The organism is Flavobacterium sp. J49 (assembly GCF_011742145.1).
Lineage (GTDB): Bacteria > Bacteroidota > Bacteroidia > Flavobacteriales > Flavobacteriaceae > Flavobacterium.
Genome location: NZ_JAAQQU010000104.1, coordinates 621,101 through 640,141 on the forward strand (window position 1 = coordinate 621,101; position 19,041 = coordinate 640,141).

Sequence of the window (19,041 nt, forward strand, 5' to 3'; positions counted from 1 at the left end):
TCAAATAACATCTTGAAAGAATAGGATAAAAAAAGAAAAATAATGCTAAGAAATAATATGCGTTTTGATTTTTAAATGTCTGATAAATATCAAGTTATGATGAAGAATGCTAAATTTTAAAAAAGAAATAAAGCCTTCTGTTAATCAGAGGGTCCTTGGTTCGAGCCCAAGAGGGGGAGCAAAAAGAAAGCCTGATACGAAAGTATCAGGCTTTTTTATTTTATACACTCTTAATCACATAAGTAACTATTCCCCAAATAACCAATTTATTGTCTTCGGCAATTTTAATCGGTTGGAATGCTTTGTTTTCGGGCATGAGGTATAGTGCGTCTTTTTCTACTTTGATTCTTTTTACGGTGAATTCTCCGTCAATGAGGCATACCGCAATTTTGCCGTCTATAGGTTCTATGCTGCGGTCGATGACCATAATGTCGCCGTCGTCGATACCGGCACCTATCATTGAAGTGCCGTCGGCTTTGGCGTAAAAGGTAGCCTCGAAGTTTTTGACCAATACTTTGTCTAAACTAATTTGGGTTCCTTCAAAATCAGCGGCCGGTGAAGGGAAACCGGCTTTGATACCGCCTTCAAAATAGGGCAGCGTTCTCGAGTTGTCGAAATCGGGTTTGAAGAAGGTGAGGTTGCTTTTTTTTGACATGGCTTCTCGATACATTTTTGGCTAAGATATTATTTTTTCTAATGGCTTTGTTGGGCCAAAAACACTCGAAGTGATGGCACTTCAAGTGACCTTGATTGGATTACCGGCAGGGGATTTTCAGAATATCGTTAAATTCGGTTGTGTATTTAGGGGATAAATGGTCTTGTTTCATTTTCCAGGTTTTTTGCAGGTCTTGGTTGGCCAATCGGATTTTGCGTTCGCCTGTTTTTTTATAATAGTCATCCATCACTTTCATGAGTTTTAAATGTTTGGGGTTTTCTTCTTCAAACAAATGGAACTGCTTTTGGTTTTCGGGGATGATGTTGGTTACAATGACGCCAGCTTTTTTATAGATTTCGCCTGCTTCAAACACTTCTTTCAGCATTTTTACAGCCAGGTTGCTAATGGTGATGGAAGAATTGCTGGCAAACGGCAGCGTTTCCATACGGTAGAAATTGTAGCGTTCTCTCTCGGTTTTGTATTTGTCTTTTCTCAAATACAGGATTACGCCATGGCAACAGGATTTTTGTTTGCGTAGCTTTTCGGCACAAACCGTGGCAAAGGTTGAAACGCGTTCTTTCATTTCATCAAGCGTCGTGATGTTTCCGGCAAAGCTTCGGGTAATGGCGATGTTTTTTTTGTCTTTGGGTTCTTCTAATCCTAACACCGATAGGCCTTCGAGTTCATATTTCAGCCGTAAACCCACCACACCCATTGTGGTCTTGATAAAGGTTTCGTGCTGAGGTAAGGTAAAATCGTAGGCGGTATTGATGTTCTTTGCCTTCATCTTTTTGGTCAGGCGGAAGCCAATGCCCCAAACGTCTTCGATTTTGGTCCATTTCAAGGCTTTTACGCGCTTTTCTTCCGAATCGATCACGTAGACACCTTTGGTTTTTTCGGGGAACTTACGGGCGATTTTATTGGCGACTTTGGAAAGCGCTTTGGTTTCGGCAAAACCCACGGAAACCGGAATACTCAACCACTTCATGATGCGGCTTTTCATTTGCAAACCATAGTCGTGAAAGTCGGGTATTTTTATACCGTCAAAATTCATAAACGCTTCATCGATGCTGTAAGGTTCGACATGTGGCGTAAAACCTTCGAGTATTTTCATCACGCGGTTGCTCAAATCGCCATACAAAGGATAATTGGAAGAAAAGACTTGTATGTTTTTGGCTTTGAGTTCTTGTCGTACTTTGAATTCGGGCGCGCCCATCGGAATGCCGAGTGCTTTGGCTTCATCGCTTCGGGAAATGATGCAGCCGTCGTTATTGGACAAAATAACAATTGGTTTTCCGACCAACTTAGGCTGAAAAACACGTTCGCAGGAAGCATAAAAGTTATTGCAATCGACTAAAGCATACATGGTATAAAATTACGCAATAGTCGATAGTTTTTATAGGATGTTAATAAATAAAAAACCATCAAAATGGCGCTTTGATGGTTTTGGGTATAATGAAGTAAAGAGCTTTCTAGTTCAATAAATTAGTTACGAAAGAAGGATAAAGTCCGATAATGATATTCAGCAAAATCGAAACTACGGCGACAAAGTAATATACCACCGGAACAGCTTGTCTTTCTTCTGTCGCCTCTTTGGTATACATGGCCAAAATCAATTTAAAATAGTACCCCACACTGATAATCGAGTTGATTACGCCAATAATCACTAAGAATAAATAACCTGATTTAATGGTATCGCTGAACAACATAAATTTGGCAAAGAATCCGGAGAAAATCGGAATTCCCGCCATCGATAAAAGCGAAGCGGTTAATACAGCGGCCAATAAAGGATTGGTTTTACCCAAGCCGTTAAAGTTGGTTATAGCTTCGTTGTCTTTGTTGCGCGTTACATAAATGATTACGGCAAAGGAAGCGATACCGGCTAAAGCATAGGCTGCGGTGTAATACAGTAAAGTACTTGCTGCGGTTGATAAACTTAGGATCGCCATCAACATAAATCCGGCGTGTGAAATTCCGGAGAAGGCCAACATACGTTTTACATTGTCCTGACGCAACGCCATGATATTTCCGATGGTCATCGATAAAATAGACACTACCACAATTACCATTTCGAAAGTTGGGGTTAACGATGAGGTCAAACCGCTAAGAATTTTGTACAAAGTGGCCATGGCTACAACTTTGGCTAAAGTACTCATGGTAGCTGTGGTCAAAGCCGGTGAACCTTCGTAAACATCGGGAGCCCAAAAGTGGAAAGGCGCCGCTGCGATTTTGAAAAGCATTCCGATTATCATCAAAGTAATTCCTATTGGGAACCAAATAGGCAATCCTAAACCGGAAGACAAATCTTTGATTTCGTTTATGTCAAAATAACCGGTTGCGCCATAAATCAAACAGATTCCGAATAAAATGATACCTGAGGCAAATGAGCCTAAGAGGAAGTATTTCATTCCGGCTTCGTTGCTCTTTAAGTCCAATCTTCGGCTGGCGGCTAAGACATACAGTGAAATCGACAATACTTCAATGCCTAAGAAGAACATTGATAAGTTGGTAAACGAAACCATGGCTACGGCTCCGGCCAAAAGGAATATTTTGATGGCGATGAAGTCGGATATTTTGGTTTGATGCTCTTTGTAGAAATCACCGCTAAGGACAATTAAGAAAATAGTCAGTAAGATGAATAAAGATGAGAAGGCGTTCGAAAATTTATCGACGGCAATCATGCTCACATAGTTGGAATCAATGCTTGGGTCTATAGCCCAAAGATTTAAGGATATACCTAAAATGGCAAGTAAACCTATTACAGTAACCGGAACCAGTAGTTTTCTTAAATTGAAGATTTCTGCCAACAGACAAAAAACGCCTAATGATACTATTGTTATTAATACTTGCATTTTATTATTTATTTATTACTTCTAAAATTTCTTTTAAACTAGGCGTTACCAAATCTACAATTGGCTTCGGATACAAACCGAAGAACAGTAAAAACGCGATGATTGCCACAAAGGTAATCGCTTCGTTAGCTGTTACATCGGCAAATACTTTGGTGTTGGTTTCTCCTAACATTACGTTCTGGAACATTTTCAACATATAGTAAGCACCCAAAATAATAGTGGTTCCACCCAAAACGGCGAACCAAATATTCACTTGGCTTAAACTGTACAATACCGTGAATTCTCCCACGAAGTTAAAAGTTCCCGGCAAAGCCACTGAGGCCAAAACCAAAATCATAAACATGGAAGTGAATTTAGGCGTTTGTGAACGAATTCCGCCTAAATCAGCTATTGTTCTGGTTTCATATCTTCTGAAGATTACTTCCGCAGCGAAGAACAAACCTACGATTACAAAACCGTGGGCAATCATTTGCGAAACCGCACCGCTTAATCCGTCAAGGGTTAACGTATAACATCCGGCGGCGATCAAACCAACGTGTGCTAATGACGAGTAAGCCAATAATTTCTTTACATCTTTTTGGCGTAAAGCCACAATAGAACCATAAATCACACCGGCAATACTCAATCCGATTAAAACAGGCATCCAACATTTGGCAGCATTGGGCGCGATAGGCAATTGCCAACGGATAACACTGTACAATCCCATTTTCAACATGATACCGGATAAAAGCATCGTTCCAACGGTTGGTGCTTTTTGGTACACTTTGGCCTGCCAAGTATGGAAAGGAATAATCGGAATTTTGATAGCATAAGCCAAGAAGAAAGCAAAGAAAATCCAGCATTCTTCCGTAGTGGTTAGTTCTAATTGGTATAAATCACCTAAAAGGAAACTTCCGGCTTTAGAATACAAATAGGCAAAAGCGATTAGCATGAATAGTGAACCTCCAAGTGTGTAGATGAAGAATTTCACCACAGCTTTTTTGCGTTCCTCGGCGTCACCGTTACCCCAAATTAAAGCGATGAAGTAAATTGGAATCAAAGCCATTTCCCAGAAGATATAGTATAATAATCCGTCTGCTGCTAAGAATGTTCCAACCATGGCAAACGACATAAACAATACTAAAGCATAAAAGTTTTTAGCATTGGTAAAACTGTTTCCAAAAGAAGAGAACACGATCAAAGGCGTTAGCGCAGTAGTCAATAAAACCATGGCCATAGATAAACCGTCGGCTTTAAAAGCTAAGGTTACTTTTGGATTGGCAATCCATTGACCAATATAACTGATGACGGCACCTTGGTTCAATAAGTTTAACAAATACAAAGACAAACCTAAAGCGCCCAAACTGAATACCAAAGCGACTTTAGAAGCTAATTTATCTCCTGCGAAGAATGTGACAACGGCACCAACCAGAAGTAATAATAATATAGTAGTTACATCCATTATGTAAAAATTATTGAGCTATAAATAAATAAGTAATGATGGCACAAATACCAAGCACAAAGACAAAAAGGTACAACCCGATATTTCCGTTGTGTAATTTTTTTCCTTGAGTTCCGATTCCGTTAGCCAAAGTCCCGAAACTGAAAACCACTTTGCCTAAAGCCGGTTCTAAGGTTGTGCGGAAGAAATTGGCCAAACCGTTAATCGGTTTTACGATTAAGAACGTGTAAAATTCGTCAACATAATATTTGTTGTAAACCGTTTTGTTGAAACCAACGATTTGGGAATCTTCTTTAGGTACAAAACCACCTTTGATGTATTTGGCATTCGCCCAAATAATCCCAACGATAGCACCCGCTAAAGCAATACCCATTAACATAAACTCTTGCGTTCCTAAATGGTGTGCTTCGTGTTTGGCCGCTAAAATCGGTTCCAAGAAATGGTTCAACCACATACTTCCCGGTAAGTTAATCGCACCACCAATCACCGCTAAAACGGCTAAGATTACCAATGGAATCGTGATTAAACTCGGACTTTCGTGTAAGTGGTGTTTTTGTTCTTCCGTACCTCTGAATTCTTTGAAGAATGTCAAGTACATCAATCGGAACATATAAAAAGCGGTCATAATCGATGCAATCGAAGCCACTACCCATAATACTTTGTTGTGTTCAAAAGCGACCATTAAGATTTCGTCTTTTGACCAGAAACCGGCAAACGGGAAAATACCTGCAATCGCTAAGGTAGAAATCATCATTGTCCAGAAGGTGATAGGCATTGCTTTGCGCAAGCCACCCATTTTTCGCATGTCTTGTTCGCCGTGTAAGCCGTGAATCACCGAACCGGAACCTAAGAACAAACACGCTTTGAAGAAGGCATGTGTGATTACGTGGAATACCGCTACGGTGTAAGCGCCAAGACCTAAAGCCAAGAACATCAATCCCAATTGGGAAACGGTAGAGTAGGCCAAAACTTTTTTGATATCATTTTGTAATAAACCGATTGATGCCGCAACTAAAGCGGTGGCAGCTCCAACGATGGCGATAATATTTTGTACATCCGGCGTAATGTCGAATAAGAAGTTCATGCGTGTTACCATAAAGATACCGGCGGTAACCATCGTAGCGGCGTGAATTAACGCAGAAACCGGTGTCGGACCGGCCATCGCATCGGGTAACCAAGTATATAGCGGTAATTGAGCTGACTTTCCACAAGCTCCGATGAATAAGCATAAAGCAGCAACACCAAGCATTACAGTATCGGCATTACCGGCTGTTAACGCCGTTTTGATTTCGTTATAGTTTAGAGTGGAGAATAAAGCAGCGATGATAAACATCCCGATTAGGAAACCTAAATCTCCGATTCTGTTCATGATGAACGCTTTTTTAGCCGCATCGTTATACGGTTGGTTTTTATACCAGAAACCGATTAACAAATAGGAACACAATCCAACGCCTTCCCAACCGATAAACATCACCAATAAGTTGCTTCCGATAACCAAGGTAATCATGAAGAAAACGAATAGGTTTAAGTAAGCGAAGAACTTGTGCATGTTCTCGTCATCGTGCATATAGCTGATGGAGTAGAGGTGAATCAACGAACCGATTCCGGTTACGAATAACAACCACAATAAAGACAATTGGTCTAATAAAATACCGAAGTCTAATTTGAAATTACTCACTTGAATCCAATCAAATAAAGAAATTTCAAATGGTTTTCCGTTTTGGTTCAATTGGGCAAAAAAGCAGATGCTTAATAGGAACGATACCACTACGGTTAGCGTTCCGATAGCACCGGATACATTTCTGCTTACTTTTTTTCCAAAGAAAATATTGAAAAGAAATCCAACAAATGGAGATAAGAGTAATACTAAAGCTAAATTTGTTTCCATCTCAGATTATCCTTTTAAATTCTTTAAATTATCAATATCAATCGACCCTAAGTTTCTGAATACCGAAACTAAGATGGCCAATCCAACGGCCACTTCCGCTGCGGCAACCGCCATCGAGAAAAATACAAAGACTTGTCCTTCGGCATCTTGGTGGTATGTTGAAAACGCTACAAACAATAAGTTGACCGCATTCAGCATGATTTCAATCGACATGAAAACAATGATGGCATTTCGGCGGTACAACACTCCAAATACTCCGATACAGAATAGTAGTACCGAAAGGAAAATGTAGTTTTCTATCCCTATTTCATTTAAAATATTGTTCATTATTTTTTCTCCGTTTTTTCTTTTTTAGACAATAAAACTACACCAATCATTGCTACTAACAATAGGATAGAAGCAAATTCGAATGGTACCATATATTCGTTCAGTAATATTTTCCCAAGGGTTTTGATCGATTGGAAATCTTCTCCTGAAGTATCGTAATCGCCCATAATGGTTTTTGAATTGATGAAAATAGTCACCAACACGATGCTCATTAGAATAAAAACAACGATAGCGCCAAGTCTGGTGATTCTGGGTTTGTGGACTTCATTTTCCTTATTCAAATTCATCAACATGATGGTAAACAGGAAGAGTACCATAATCGCTCCCGAATACACTATAATATGTACTATGGCCAAAAACTGTGCATTGAATAACAAGTAATGACCGGCGATTGAGAAGAAACAAAGCACTAAGTAAATGGCACTGTGAATAGGGTTTTTACTGTAAATGGTTAAAAACGCCGTGGCCAACGTAATGGCTGCTAAAAAGTAGAAAGTAATTAATATAGGCGACATTAGTTAGCGTTTTTAAGTTGAGTATTTTTTATAGCCATTTCTAAAGGCATCACCAATTTGTCTTTACCGAAGATAAAATCTTCACGGTCGTACTGCGCCGGAACCAATTCTTTAGAAATAGTCAGGTAAATTGCATCTTTCGGACAAGCTTCTTCACACAAGCCGCAGAAAATACAACGCAACATGTTGATTTCGTAGATTTCGGCGTACTTTTCTTCACGGTACAGATGCTCTTCGCCTTTTTTGCGCTCGGCGGCTTTCATCGTGATGGCTTCAGCCGGACAAGATAAGGCGCACAATCCGCAAGCCGTACAGTTTTCACGACCTTGTTCGTCGCGTTTCAACATGTGACGACCACGATATACCGGACTAAAAGCACGTACTTGCTCCGGATAATGAATCGTAGCTTTTTTTCTGAAAAAGTGTTTGATGGTAATGAGTAAGCCTTTTACAATGGCTACCAAATAGAGTCGCTCCAAGAACGTCATTTCCTTATTGGAAACCTGTTTCTTTTTGCCTGAAAGCGATATACTTTGAATTGCTGTTGACATAGTTGCGGTATCTTATTTAAAAGCTAAAATGCAAATTCCGGTTATTATAATGTTGATGATAGATAGTGGAATTAAAATCTTCCAGCCCAAGTTCATCAATTGATCGTATCTGAAACGCGGTATCGTCCAACGCACCCACATGTAGAAGAAGATGAAGAAACAGATTTTAGCAAATAAAACCCCGATTCCGATAACATTAGCCGTATTGGCACCAACATTATCTATCATCCATTGCATGCCCGGATAGTTGTAACCTCCAAAATACAGGATAGCCAAAATCGCAGAAGAGATAAACATATTAGCGTATTCGGCAAACAAATAGAATCCCATTTTCATAGAAGAATATTCGGTGTGGTAACCACCAATCAACTCCGATTCACATTCGGCTAAGTCGAAAGGCGTTCTGTTGGTTTCCGCGAAAGCACAGATTAAGAAGATTAAGAATCCTACCGGTTGATAGAATACGTTCCAATTCATTCCGGCTTGTTGTTCGGAGATTTCTTTTAAACTCAAAGTTCCGGTCATCATCAACAAAGCAATCATCGATAATCCCATGGCTACTTCATAAGAAACCATTTGCGAAGCGGCACGAACCGCACCCATTAAAGAGAATTTATTATTAGAAGCCCAGCCTCCAATCATAATGCCGTAAACCCCAACCGAAATCACTCCGAAGATGTAGAGCAAAGCAACATCAATATCGGTAGCTTGCAGTTGCACGGTTCTTCCGAAAACTTCGAGTTGATCACCCCACGGAATTACCGCACTGGTCATCAAAGCCGTACTCATCGCAATGGCAGGTCCGACAAAGAATAAAAATTTATTAGGCGTATTGGGTTCGAATTCTTCTTTGGCAAAAAGTTTCATACCGTCGGCCAAAGGTTGTAACAAACCACCCCAACCGGCGCGGTTTGGACCTACACGGTCTTGCAAAAAGGCCGCTACTTTACGTTCGGCCCAAGTAGAATACATGGCCATGATCATGGTGATGGCAAATACGGTTACGATAACCACACTTTTTTCTATGATAAAGGCACTATCCATTTTGCTTTCCGTTTATTGGGTTACCGTCTATTTTTTCGTTGTAATCAATTTCGGCCATACTAATTTTTTTACGGTCGATGTCTCTACCTTGAAGAATGCCTTTTTCGGTATCGATAACTACGGTGTCTAATTTTCCGTAATGTTTGTTTTGGTTGATTACCGAATCTTTTTCGAATTTTCTCGGGCCTTCAATTACCCAATCCGAAACGTCTTTTTTGTCAAAACGACAAGTATTACAGATAAAAGCTTCAACTTCGTGGTATTCGTCTTTGCGAGCGGTTACTCTTTGAATTTCGTTACCGAACATCCATAAAGTAGTTTTTCCACAACAACCCGGCGTAGTACATTCTCTGTGGGCATTGAACGGTTTGTTGAACCAAACTCTCGATTTGAATCGGAATGTCTTATCTGTCAAAGCACCAACCGGACAAACATCAATCATGTTTCCGGAGAATTCATTGTCGATGGCTGCCGATACACAAGTTGAAATTTGCGAGTGGTCACCACGATTTAAAACCCCGTGCACACGTTTATCGGTTAATTGATCGGCAACTTCCACGCAACGTTGGCAAACGATGCAACGGTTCATGTGCAATTGAATTTTGTCCCCGATATCTTCCGGTTCGAAAGTTCTTTTTTCTTCTATAAAACGCTGTTGTAGTTTTCCGTGTTCGAAGCTTAAATTTTGTAAATCACATTCGCCTGCCTGGTCACAAACCGGACAATCGAGTGGGTGATTGATTAAAAGGAATTCGGTTACGGCTTTGCGCGCTTCTGCTACTCTGTCCGATTTTTTGCTCGCTACTTCCATTCCGTCCTGACAACCGGTTACGCATGACGCAACGAGTTTAGGCATTGGTCTTGGGTCGGCTTCGCTACCTTTAGTAACGTCTACCAAGCAGCAACGGCATTTTCCACCGGTTCCTTCTAGTTTAGAATAATAACACATGGCTGGCGGAACAGATTCTCCACCAATCATACGAGCAGCTTGCAGGATAGTTGTTCCCGGTGCTACTTCAATTTCTTGACCGTCTATGGTTACTTTCATAATAATAGTTGTCGGTTGTCGGTTGTCAGTTGTTGGTTTGGCCATCAACTATCAACGAGAACCTTTTTTTACTTATACTGGTTGCTTTGCAACTAAATGTTTTACTTGTTCAAAAGGTTCGTGAACGAAATGGTCACGGTTCTTTATTTTTTCCGGGAAACGGATATGGTATTCAAACTCGTCTCTAAAGTGACGAATCGCCGCAGCTACCGGCCATGAAGCCGCATCGCCTAATGGACAAATCGTATTTCCTTCAATTTTGGACTGGATACTCCACAACAATTCGATGTCTTCTTCGCGTCCTTGTCCGTTTTCGATTCTCCACAATACTTTTTCTAACCAACCGGTTCCTTCGCGACATGGCGTACATTGACCGCAAGATTCGTGGTGATAGAAACGGGAGAAATTCCAAGTGTTGCGAACGATACAAGCGCGGTCATCATAAACGATAAATCCACCAGAACCTAACATCGAACCGGTTGCAAAACCACCATCGGATAAACTCTCGTAAGTCATCAAACGGTCTTCGCCAGCCGCGGTTTTGTAGATTAAATTCGCGGGTAAAATTGGCACCGAACTTCCACCCGGAACCAATGCTTTCAAAGGTCTGTCGGTTTGCATTCCACCACAATATTCGTCGGAATTCATGAATTCGTATACAGAAACACCTAATTCAATTTCGTAAACACCTTGATTTTTGATGTTTCCGGAAGCCGAAATTAATTTGGTTCCCGTCGAACGACCAATCCCGATTCCGGCATAATCAGCCCCTGAATTGTTGACAATCCATGGCACAGCCGCAATCGTTTCAACGTTATTTACTACGGTTGGATTTTGCCAAAGTCCTTTCACAGCAGGAAATGGTGGTTTCAATCTTGGATTACCACGTTTTCCTTCTAAACTTTCAATTAAGGCAGTTTCTTCTCCGCAGATGTAAGCACCACCACCAATTTGGACAAATAATTCCAAATCGTAGCCTGAGCCTAATATATTTTTGCCTAACCAACCGGCTGCTTTCGCTTCGGCGATGGCTCTTTCTAAAATTTTGTACACCCACATGTATTCTCCACGAATGTAGATGTAGGATAGGTTGGCACCCAAAGCATAACTCGAGGTAATCATTCCTTCAATCAAAAGATGCGGAATGTATTCCATTAAATACCTGTCTTTGAAAGTTCCCGGTTCCGACTCATCGGCGTTACAAACCAAATGTCTTGGATTGCCCGATTTTTTGTCGATAAAACTCCATTTCATTCCGGCCGGGAAACCCGCGCCACCACGACCGCGTAATCCTGAAGTTTTTACTTCTTCGACTACTTCATCCGGAGTCATTTTTTTCAGGGCTTTTTCCACTGAAGCATAACCGCCTTCACGACGATATACTTCATAGGTTTTGATGCCCGGAACGTTGATTTTGTCTAATAATATTTTTCTTCCCATGATATTATTTATCGTGTAAAGTGATTTTTCCGTCTTTGCAATCAGCGATTAGCTGGTCTACTTTTTCTTTGGTCAAATGTTCTTGGTAGAAATCACCCAATTGCATCATTGGTGCATAACCACAAGCGCCTAAACATTCTACACCGCGTACTTCGAAAAGTCCGTCAGCGGTTGGTTCGCCAATACCTACGCCCAATTTGGAACAAGTATAATCCATCAAATCTTCTACACCGTTTTGACAACAAGCGGCAGTTTGACAGAATTCGAACATGTATTTTCCGATGGGTCTTTGGTTGAACATCGTATAAAAAGTCACTACTTCGTATACTTCTATAGGCAATATTTCTAAGATTTCGGCAACTTTGTTTTGCAGTTCGATACTCAACCAGTTGTCGTGAGCGTCTTGAACTTCGTGCAAAACCGGTAATAAAGCTGATTTCTTTTTATCGGCAGGATAATGACTGATTAACTCATTGATGCGAGCCATCAACGGTTCAGTAATGTTTATCTCTTGTTTGATGTGTGATCTTTCCATACTACTTAAGCGTCTAATTCGCCTGCAATTACATTTAAACTTGATAAAATAACGATAGCGTCCGATAGCATTCCGCCTTTAATCATTTCAGTATAGGCTTGGTAATAGATATAACAAGGTCTTCTGAATTTTAAACGGTATGGTGTTCTGCTTCCGTCGGTAATTAAATAGAATCCTAACTCACCGTTTCCGCCTTCCACCGCGTGATAAATTTCGTCCACCGGAACCGGTACTTCACCCATCACAATTTTGAAGTGGTAGATTAAGCTTTCCATGTTGGTATAAACATCCTCTTTCGGTGGCAAATAATAATCGGGAACATCAGCGTGGATTGGACCTTCCGGCAATTTCGCTAGAGCTTGTTTGATGATGCTCAAACTTTCCCAAACTTCGGCATTACGCACGCAAAAACGGTCATAAGTATCGCCTGATTTTCCAACAGGAATATCGAATTCGAAATCTTCGTAAGAAGAATAAGGTGCGGCTTTACGAACGTCGTAATCAATTCCGGCGGCACGTAAGTTTGGACCTGTCAATCCGTATTGCATTGCTTTTTCAGCGGTGATTGGACCAACATTAACGGTACGGTCAATGAAAATTCTGTTTCTTTCAAATAGGTTTTCGAATTCTTTCCAGGCTACCGGAAATTCTTCAAGGAAAGTATTTAGTTTTTTGAAAGCTTCGTCAGACCATTCTCTTTCGAAACCGCCTATTCTTCCCATATTGGTAGTCAAACGAGCGCCGCAAATTTCTTCGTAAATCTCGTATACTTTTTCTCTGAATTGAAATACATAAAGGAAACCGGTATAAGCGCCGGTATCAACACCCAAAATCGAATTACAAATCAAGTGGTCTGTGATTCTGGCCAATTCCATTACGATCACTCTTAAATATTGGGCACGTTTCGGTACTTCAATATTCAATAATTTCTCTACGGTCATCCACCAAGCCATGTTGTTGATAGGCGACGAACAATAGTTCATGCGGTCGGTCAACACGTTGATTTGGTAAAACGGACGGTTTTCGGCAATCTTTTCGAAGGCACGGTGAATGTAACCAACGGTTGGCTCGGCATCCAGGATTCGTTCTCCGTCCATCAATAAGATGTTTTGGAAAATTCCGTGTGTGGCCGGGTGTGTTGGGCCTAAGTTTAATATAGAGAGTTCGCTTCCGTCTTCGTTGCGGGTTTTTTCTATAACTTTAGCATATCGATGCTCTGGTGATAATAATAAATCTGACATTGAGAATGTTGAATTATTTAATTATTAACTGGTGTTCTTCCGAAGAATCGGTCGTCTTTATCGGTTCTTCCGCTGTCTTCCATCGGGAATTCTTTTCGCATTGGGTGAGAAACCATTTCATCCATATTCAAAATGCGTTTCAGTTGTGGATGTCCTTTGAAATTGATGCCGAAGAAATCCCAAGCTTCTCTTTCCATCCAATTGGCGCATAGAAATAAGTCGGTTACCGTATCAACCTCTGCCGGATCGGGCAAATAAGTTTTTACACGGATTCTCACATTCTCAATCCAGTTGTGCAATTGATACACTACGGCAAATTGGTGTGTTTCATCATTGTCCGGGAAATGGATTCCGGTTAAATCGGTAAGAAAATGAAAGTTTAAATCTTCTTGCTCTTTCAAAAAGCGAATCACTTCGTGAATGGTATTGGGTGTGGCTTCTAAAGTGAAAATATCTCTTTTCATTTCAAAATTCAGCACATTATTACCGAATGTCTGAGCCAATTTATCTTGTATATAAGCTGTTTCTAAAGCCATATTATAGGTTATAAGAAGCTAATAATTCTTTGTATTCCGGTGAATTTCTGCGGCGAACCGATTCGTTTTTCACCAATTCTTGCAATTGCATTACGCCGTCTACAATTTGTTCCGGTCTTGGCGGACAACCCGGTACGTAAACGTCAACGGGAATCACTTTGTCAATGCCTTGTAACACAGAATACGTGTCGAATACACCTCCTGAAGAAGCGCAAGCGCCAACGGCGATAACCCAACGCGGTTCCGACATTTGTTCGTAGACCTGACGTAAAATCGGCGCCATTTTTTTGGAAATGGTTCCCATGACCATCAGCATGTCGGCTTGTCGTGGAGAGAAACTTACCCTTTCCGAACCAAAACGCGCCAAATCGTAGTGAGAAGCCATTGTGGCCATAAATTCAATTCCGCAACAAGAAGTCGCAAAAGGCAATGGCCAAAGCGAGTTGGCTCTCGCCAATCCGACAACGTCATTTAATTTGGTGGCGAAGAAACCTTCACCAACTACTCCTTCCGGCGGAGCGACCATATTTGGTTTTGTAGTACTCATAGCAATTGTTTTTTTATTCCCACTCCAGCGCTTTCTTCTTGATAATGTAGAAGAAACCTACTAATAAAAGTGACATGAAAATAACCATTTTAATCATTCCTTCGATGCCCAAAGCTTTGAAATTAATGGCCCAAGGGTATAGGAAAATTACCTCTACGTCAAAAAGGACAAAAAGGATCGCTACCAAGAAATATTTTACTGAAAAAGGAATTCTGGCATTTCCTACTGATTCGATACCACACTCAAAGTTTTTGTCTTTGCTTTTGGAATGTCTTTTCGGACCTAAAAAGCTAGAGCCGATAATGGTTAAGACCACAAATCCTACGGCTAAACCTGCTTGCATCAGGATTGGTAAATAATCTAATTGATTAGACTGCATAACGCTCAAAATTAGAAGTAAATTAAAATAGCCACAAATATACATCGCATTATTTAATTCGCAAAAATCAGGGCTAAACCTTTGGCATTTATTGCCCTAAAAACGTTTATTTAAACTGATTTTAAATAAGGAATTTGTTCCATAAAAAAACGTCCCGAAATTTTCGGGACGTTGTGTCATTCTAGGTAATCAAAAAATAATATATATTAGTCTTCGATAGCCACTACTTGAGCTGCTACTTTACCTTTTCTTCCTTCTTCTTCTTCGTAAGATACTTTATCACCTTCACTTAAACCTTCTGATTTAATTCCGGTAGCATGTACGAAAATGTCTTTTCCTGTCTCATCGTCAGTAATAAAACCGTAACCTTTTGATTCATTGAAGAATTTAACTTTACCTGTGCGCATTTTGTAATATAAAAAAAATTAATAATGCCCAAAGATATACTTATTTGCGACATAGCCAACAAAAATCAAATAAAAAGTTAATTTTATTTCAATTTATTTCAATTATAATTGAATGATTTTCAGTACAATATTTGAATTATTCTAAAAACAGCAACAAAAAACGCCATTATTTATAAATTTTTAAATAATGGCGCTGTTTGAAAATGCGAATTTGATATTTATTGTGGCAAGTCTAATTTTATATACAATTCTTTCAATTGCGTATCGTCAATGGCTGATGGTGCATCAATCATCACATCGCGTCCCGAATTGTTTTTAGGGAAAGCGATAAAGTCACGAATGGTTTCTTGTCCGCCCAAAATAGCCACCAATCTGTCCAAACCAAAGGCCAAGCCACCGTGAGGTGGTGCGCCAAATTGGAAGGCATTCATCAGGAAGCCAAATTGGTCTTGCGCTTGTTCCGGTGTAAATCCTAAAAGGCTGAACATGCTGCTTTGGAGTTCTTTATCGTGTATACGAATCGAACCACCGCCGATTTCGTTTCCGTTCAATACCATATCATAAGCATTGGCGCGCACTTTTCCCGGTTCGGTTTCGATGAGTTTCATGTCTTCCGGTTTTGGAGACGTGAATGGATGGTGCATGGCGTGGTAACGACCATTTTCTTCATCCCATTCTAATAGTGGAAAATCTACCACCCATAATGGTGCAAACTCGTCGGGTTTTCTCAAGCCCAATCGAGTCGCTACTTCCATACGTAAGGCAGAAAGTTGTGTTCTTGTTTTGTTGGCGTTACCCGATAATACTAAAATCAAGTCACCTGCTTTGGCATTGGTGAGTTCTGCCCATTTTTTCAAATCTTCTTGGTCGTAAAATTTATCCACGGATGATTTGAATGTTCCGTCTTCTTCACATTTCACGTAAACCATACCTGAAGCACCCACTTGCGGGCGTTTTACCCAGTCAATTAGCGCATCAATTTCTTTACGAGTGTAAGAAGCGCAACCGGGAGCTGCAATTCCGACAACCAATTCGGCCGAGTTGAATACGGCAAAATCTTTGTGTTGCGCAACGGCGTTTAATTCTCCGAATTTCATCTCAAAACGAATATCCGGTTTGTCATTTCCGTAGGTTTTCATGGCGTAATCATAGGTCATTCTCGGGAATTCTGCTACGTCGATGCCTTTTATTTCTTTTAAAAGATGACGCGTCAAGCCTTCGAAAACATTCAGAATATCTTCTTGTTCAACGAATGCCATTTCACAATCGATTTGGGTGAATTCCGGTTGCCTGTCGGCACGCAGATCTTCGTCGCGGAAACATTTCACGATTTGGAAATATTTGTCCATGCCGCCAACCATCAACAACTGTTTGAAGGTTTGAGGCGATTGAGGTAAGGCGTAGAATTGTCCTTGGTTCATTCTGCTCGGCACCACGAAATCTCTCGCACCCTCCGGAGTTGATTTGATTAAATAAGGGGTTTCCACTTCACAGAAATCCAAATCGGATAAATATTTGCGGACTTCCATTGCCACTTTGTGACGGAAAAGCAAGGAGTTTTTTACCGGATTTCTACGGATATCCAAGTAACGGTATTTCATTCGGATGTCTTCGCCACCGTCGGTTTCATCTTCAATAGTAAATGGCGGAAGGATAGAAGCATTTAATAAAGTCAGTTCTGAAACCAAAATCTCGATATCACCCGTGTTCATGTTCGGGTTTTTTGACTCACGCTCAATAACAGTTCCTTTAACTTGAATGACAAATTCTCGTCCCAGTGATTTTGCGTTTTCAAAAACGGTTTTATCGGTTCTTTGTTCGTCAAAGATTAATTGCGTGATTCCGTAACGGTCGCGCAAATCAACCCATATCATAAAACCTTTATCACGAGATTTTTGAACCCAACCGGCAAGCGTAACTTCTTTATTAATATGAGTGGCATTTAATTCGCCACAATTATGACTTCTGTACATTGGAATAAATTTTCGGCAAAAGTAAAAAACTTATACCAATTAAACGTTCGAAGTAGCAAATCAAATTTAAGTTAATCTTTAATTTTCGAATGGACAAAACCAGTATATTTGATATCTTAAAAAATTAAACAACACACTTATGAAGAAAATAGTTAGCTTTATTTTAACCATATTTATTTCATCTCTGGCCATTGCTCAGGAAACGATGACTTTTCAGGCAGTGATTGCCAACAAGAACGGCAATACACTTTCCATAAACAGCGGTAGAGAAACAGTCCAAAAAATTGAGGCAGATGCTAAAGGCAATTTTAAAGCCACTTTTGCTATTAAAGAAGGATTGTACCAACTGTTTGATGGTGTAGAATATGCCAATTTGTATTTGAAGAACGGTTATGATTTAAAAATGACCATGGATGCTTCCAAGTTTGATGAGAGTATTGCCTTTACCGGAAACGGAGCAGTAGAGAACAATTTTTTAGCCAAAAGAACTTTACAAGAAAATGAAATTGATTTTCAAACCATGTTAGAGTTGGATGCTGAAGGTTTCAAAAAAGCTGCGGAAGACCTAAAAGCTACTCAAATAGCCAGCTTAGAAGCTTCAAAAATTGATGCCAATTTGAAAGATATGTTGAAGAAAGGAACCGAAGCTAACATTGGGCAACTGCAACAATATTATATGATGTCACAAGCCAAGAAAAAAATGAACAATGTGGCGGCGCCTAATTTCGACTTTGAAAATCATAAAGGAGGAAAGACTACTTTGGAAAGTTTGAAAGGTAAATATGTATACGTGGATTTATGGGCAACTTGGTGCGGACCATGTAGAGCAGAGATTCCTTCTTTAAAGAAAATGGAAGAAACTTTTCATGGTAAAAACATAGAATTTGTGAGTGTTTCTATTGATGCCGAAAAAGATTATGAGAAATGGAAAACCTTTGTTACTGAAAAAGCATTAACCGGAACCCAATTGTATGCTGCTAAGGCGAATCAAACCGAATTTGTAAAAGCCTTTGAAGTGAATTCGATTCCGAGATTTATATTAATTGATCCAAAGGGGATTGTAGTTGACGCCGATGCAAAAAGACCATCGGACCCAAGGCTTCAGGAACAATTGAACAAATTACTGAACTAAAAACCAGTAAAATAAAGACTTCAGCCACCCACATGGGTGGTTTTTTTGTTTTCAAAAATAAATCCCAATGTTAAGTTTTCATCCAATGTTACCAAATTGTTAAGCAAAAGTTTTTTTATTGTAAATTAAATAGTAGCTTTGTTATGTAATTATGAACAACTTAAACCTACGATTATGAAAAAGATATTGATTTTAGGAGCATTTTTAATCTCAGGATTTGGTTTTGCTCAAACGGCTAAACCGGTTTTAGAACAAGAAGGAGATTTAGTAAAAGCAACCTATTACTATGAAAATGGTAAAGTGCAACAACAAGGATATTTTAAAGACGGAAAGATTACCGGACAATGGGTAGCTTTTGACGAAAACGGAAATAAAAAAGCTGTTGGAGAATATGCTAACGGAGAAAAAACCGGAAAATGGTTATTTTGGAATGACAAATTGTTAAGTGAAGTAGATTATGCTGACAGTCGTGTGGCTTCAGTTAAGACTTGGACACAACAAGCAATAGTAAATAAATAATAGTTAATTAT

Annotated in this window: 20 protein-coding genes; 2 read left to right on the forward strand and 18 right to left on the reverse strand. The window is 39.9% G+C overall.

Annotated elements, in window-relative coordinates; all coding sequences use genetic code 11:
• Nucleotides 1-220: 220 nt before the first annotated feature.
• From HA632_RS09365 to aspS, 18 genes are all read right to left on the reverse strand, one after another.
• Nucleotides 221-655 carry a LexA family transcriptional regulator gene (locus HA632_RS09365; RefSeq protein WP_176306913.1) on the reverse strand — a complete coding sequence of 145 codons (435 nt, stop codon included), beginning with the start codon at nt 653-655 and terminating at the stop codon, nt 221-223.
• A gap of 100 nt (nt 656-755) precedes the next feature.
• On the reverse strand, nt 756-2,021 hold the full coding sequence (locus HA632_RS09370) for a Y-family DNA polymerase (RefSeq protein ID WP_176306914.1): 1,266 nt from the start codon (nt 2,019-2,021) through the stop codon (nt 756-758).
• Between the two features lie 106 nt (nt 2,022-2,127).
• Nucleotides 2,128-3,507, reverse strand: coding sequence for an NADH-quinone oxidoreductase subunit N (locus tag HA632_RS09375; RefSeq protein WP_176306915.1), 1,380 nt, complete (start codon nt 3,505-3,507; stop codon nt 2,128-2,130).
• Nucleotides 3,508-3,511: 4 nt separating this feature from the next.
• Entirely contained in the window at nt 3,512-4,948 is a 1,437-nt protein-coding gene (locus tag HA632_RS09380; protein ID WP_176306916.1) for a NuoM family protein, read from the reverse strand.
• Nucleotides 4,949-4,958: 10 nt separating this feature from the next.
• Nucleotides 4,959-6,836, reverse strand: coding sequence for an NADH-quinone oxidoreductase subunit L (nuoL, locus tag HA632_RS09385; RefSeq protein ID WP_176306917.1), 1,878 nt, complete (start codon nt 6,834-6,836; stop codon nt 4,959-4,961).
• A 6-nt stretch (nt 6,837-6,842) separates the two neighbouring features.
• Nucleotides 6,843-7,163, reverse strand: coding sequence for an NADH-quinone oxidoreductase subunit NuoK (gene nuoK, locus HA632_RS09390; RefSeq protein WP_131474937.1), 321 nt, complete (start codon nt 7,161-7,163; stop codon nt 6,843-6,845).
• Nucleotides 7,163-7,678, reverse strand: coding sequence for an NADH-quinone oxidoreductase subunit J (locus HA632_RS09395; RefSeq protein WP_176306918.1), 516 nt, complete (start codon nt 7,676-7,678; stop codon nt 7,163-7,165). The genes nuoK and HA632_RS09395 overlap by 1 nt, the downstream gene beginning before the upstream one ends.
• Nucleotides 7,678-8,229 (reverse strand): NADH-quinone oxidoreductase subunit I, encoded by a 552-nt coding sequence (locus HA632_RS09400; RefSeq protein ID WP_176306919.1) that lies wholly within the window; start codon nt 8,227-8,229, stop codon nt 7,678-7,680. Before HA632_RS09400 ends, HA632_RS09395 begins: the two co-directional genes overlap by 1 nt.
• 12 nt (nt 8,230-8,241) lie before the next feature.
• Nucleotides 8,242-9,273 carry an NADH-quinone oxidoreductase subunit NuoH gene (gene nuoH, locus HA632_RS09405; protein ID WP_176306920.1) on the reverse strand — a complete coding sequence of 344 codons (1,032 nt, stop codon included), beginning with the start codon at nt 9,271-9,273 and terminating at the stop codon, nt 8,242-8,244.
• A complete protein-coding gene (locus HA632_RS09410; RefSeq protein WP_176306921.1) occupies nt 9,266-10,321 on the reverse strand; it encodes a 2Fe-2S iron-sulfur cluster-binding protein in 1,056 nt (351 codons plus the stop codon). Before HA632_RS09410 ends, nuoH begins: the two co-directional genes overlap by 8 nt.
• Nucleotides 10,322-10,393: 72 nt before the next feature.
• Nucleotides 10,394-11,761, reverse strand: coding sequence for an NADH-quinone oxidoreductase subunit NuoF (nuoF, locus tag HA632_RS09415; RefSeq protein WP_176306922.1), 1,368 nt, complete (start codon nt 11,759-11,761; stop codon nt 10,394-10,396).
• 4 nt (nt 11,762-11,765) lie between these two features.
• Entirely contained in the window at nt 11,766-12,296 is a 531-nt protein-coding gene (locus tag HA632_RS09420) for an NAD(P)H-dependent oxidoreductase subunit E (RefSeq protein ID WP_176306923.1), read from the reverse strand.
• Nucleotides 12,297-12,301: 5 nt separating this feature from the next.
• Nucleotides 12,302-13,537, reverse strand: a complete 1,236-nt coding sequence (gene nuoD / locus HA632_RS09425) for an NADH dehydrogenase (quinone) subunit D (RefSeq protein WP_176306924.1) — start codon at nt 13,535-13,537, stop codon at nt 12,302-12,304.
• 17 nt (nt 13,538-13,554) lie between these two features.
• Nucleotides 13,555-14,073, reverse strand: a complete 519-nt coding sequence (locus tag HA632_RS09430) for an NADH-quinone oxidoreductase subunit C (protein WP_176306925.1) — start codon at nt 14,071-14,073, stop codon at nt 13,555-13,557.
• 1 nt (nt 14,074) lies between these two features.
• Entirely contained in the window at nt 14,075-14,620 is a 546-nt protein-coding gene (locus HA632_RS09435; protein ID WP_171221031.1) for an NADH-quinone oxidoreductase subunit B, read from the reverse strand.
• 13 nt (nt 14,621-14,633) lie between these two features.
• Nucleotides 14,634-14,999 carry an NADH-quinone oxidoreductase subunit A gene (locus HA632_RS09440; RefSeq protein ID WP_171221030.1) on the reverse strand — a complete coding sequence of 122 codons (366 nt, stop codon included), beginning with the start codon at nt 14,997-14,999 and terminating at the stop codon, nt 14,634-14,636.
• A 206-nt stretch (nt 15,000-15,205) separates the two neighbouring features.
• Nucleotides 15,206-15,406, reverse strand: a complete 201-nt coding sequence (locus tag HA632_RS09445; RefSeq protein ID WP_176306926.1) for a cold-shock protein — start codon at nt 15,404-15,406, stop codon at nt 15,206-15,208.
• Nucleotides 15,407-15,624: 218 nt separating this feature from the next.
• Nucleotides 15,625-17,379 carry an aspartate--tRNA ligase gene (gene aspS, locus HA632_RS09450; RefSeq protein ID WP_176306927.1) on the reverse strand — a complete coding sequence of 585 codons (1,755 nt, stop codon included), beginning with the start codon at nt 17,377-17,379 and terminating at the stop codon, nt 15,625-15,627.
• 139 nt (nt 17,380-17,518) lie between these two features.
• On the opposite strand from aspS, the gene HA632_RS09455 reads away from it, so the two are divergent.
• The gene (locus HA632_RS09455; protein WP_176306928.1) at nt 17,519-18,511 is read left to right on the forward strand and encodes a TlpA disulfide reductase family protein; all 993 of its coding nucleotides are present in this window, start codon (nt 17,519-17,521) and stop codon (nt 18,509-18,511) included.
• 174 nt (nt 18,512-18,685) lie between these two features.
• Nucleotides 18,686-19,030: a toxin-antitoxin system YwqK family antitoxin gene (locus tag HA632_RS09460; protein ID WP_176306929.1), complete on the forward strand. Its 345-nt coding sequence runs from the start codon at nt 18,686-18,688 to the stop codon at nt 19,028-19,030.
• Nucleotides 19,031-19,041: the final 11 nt, after the last annotated feature.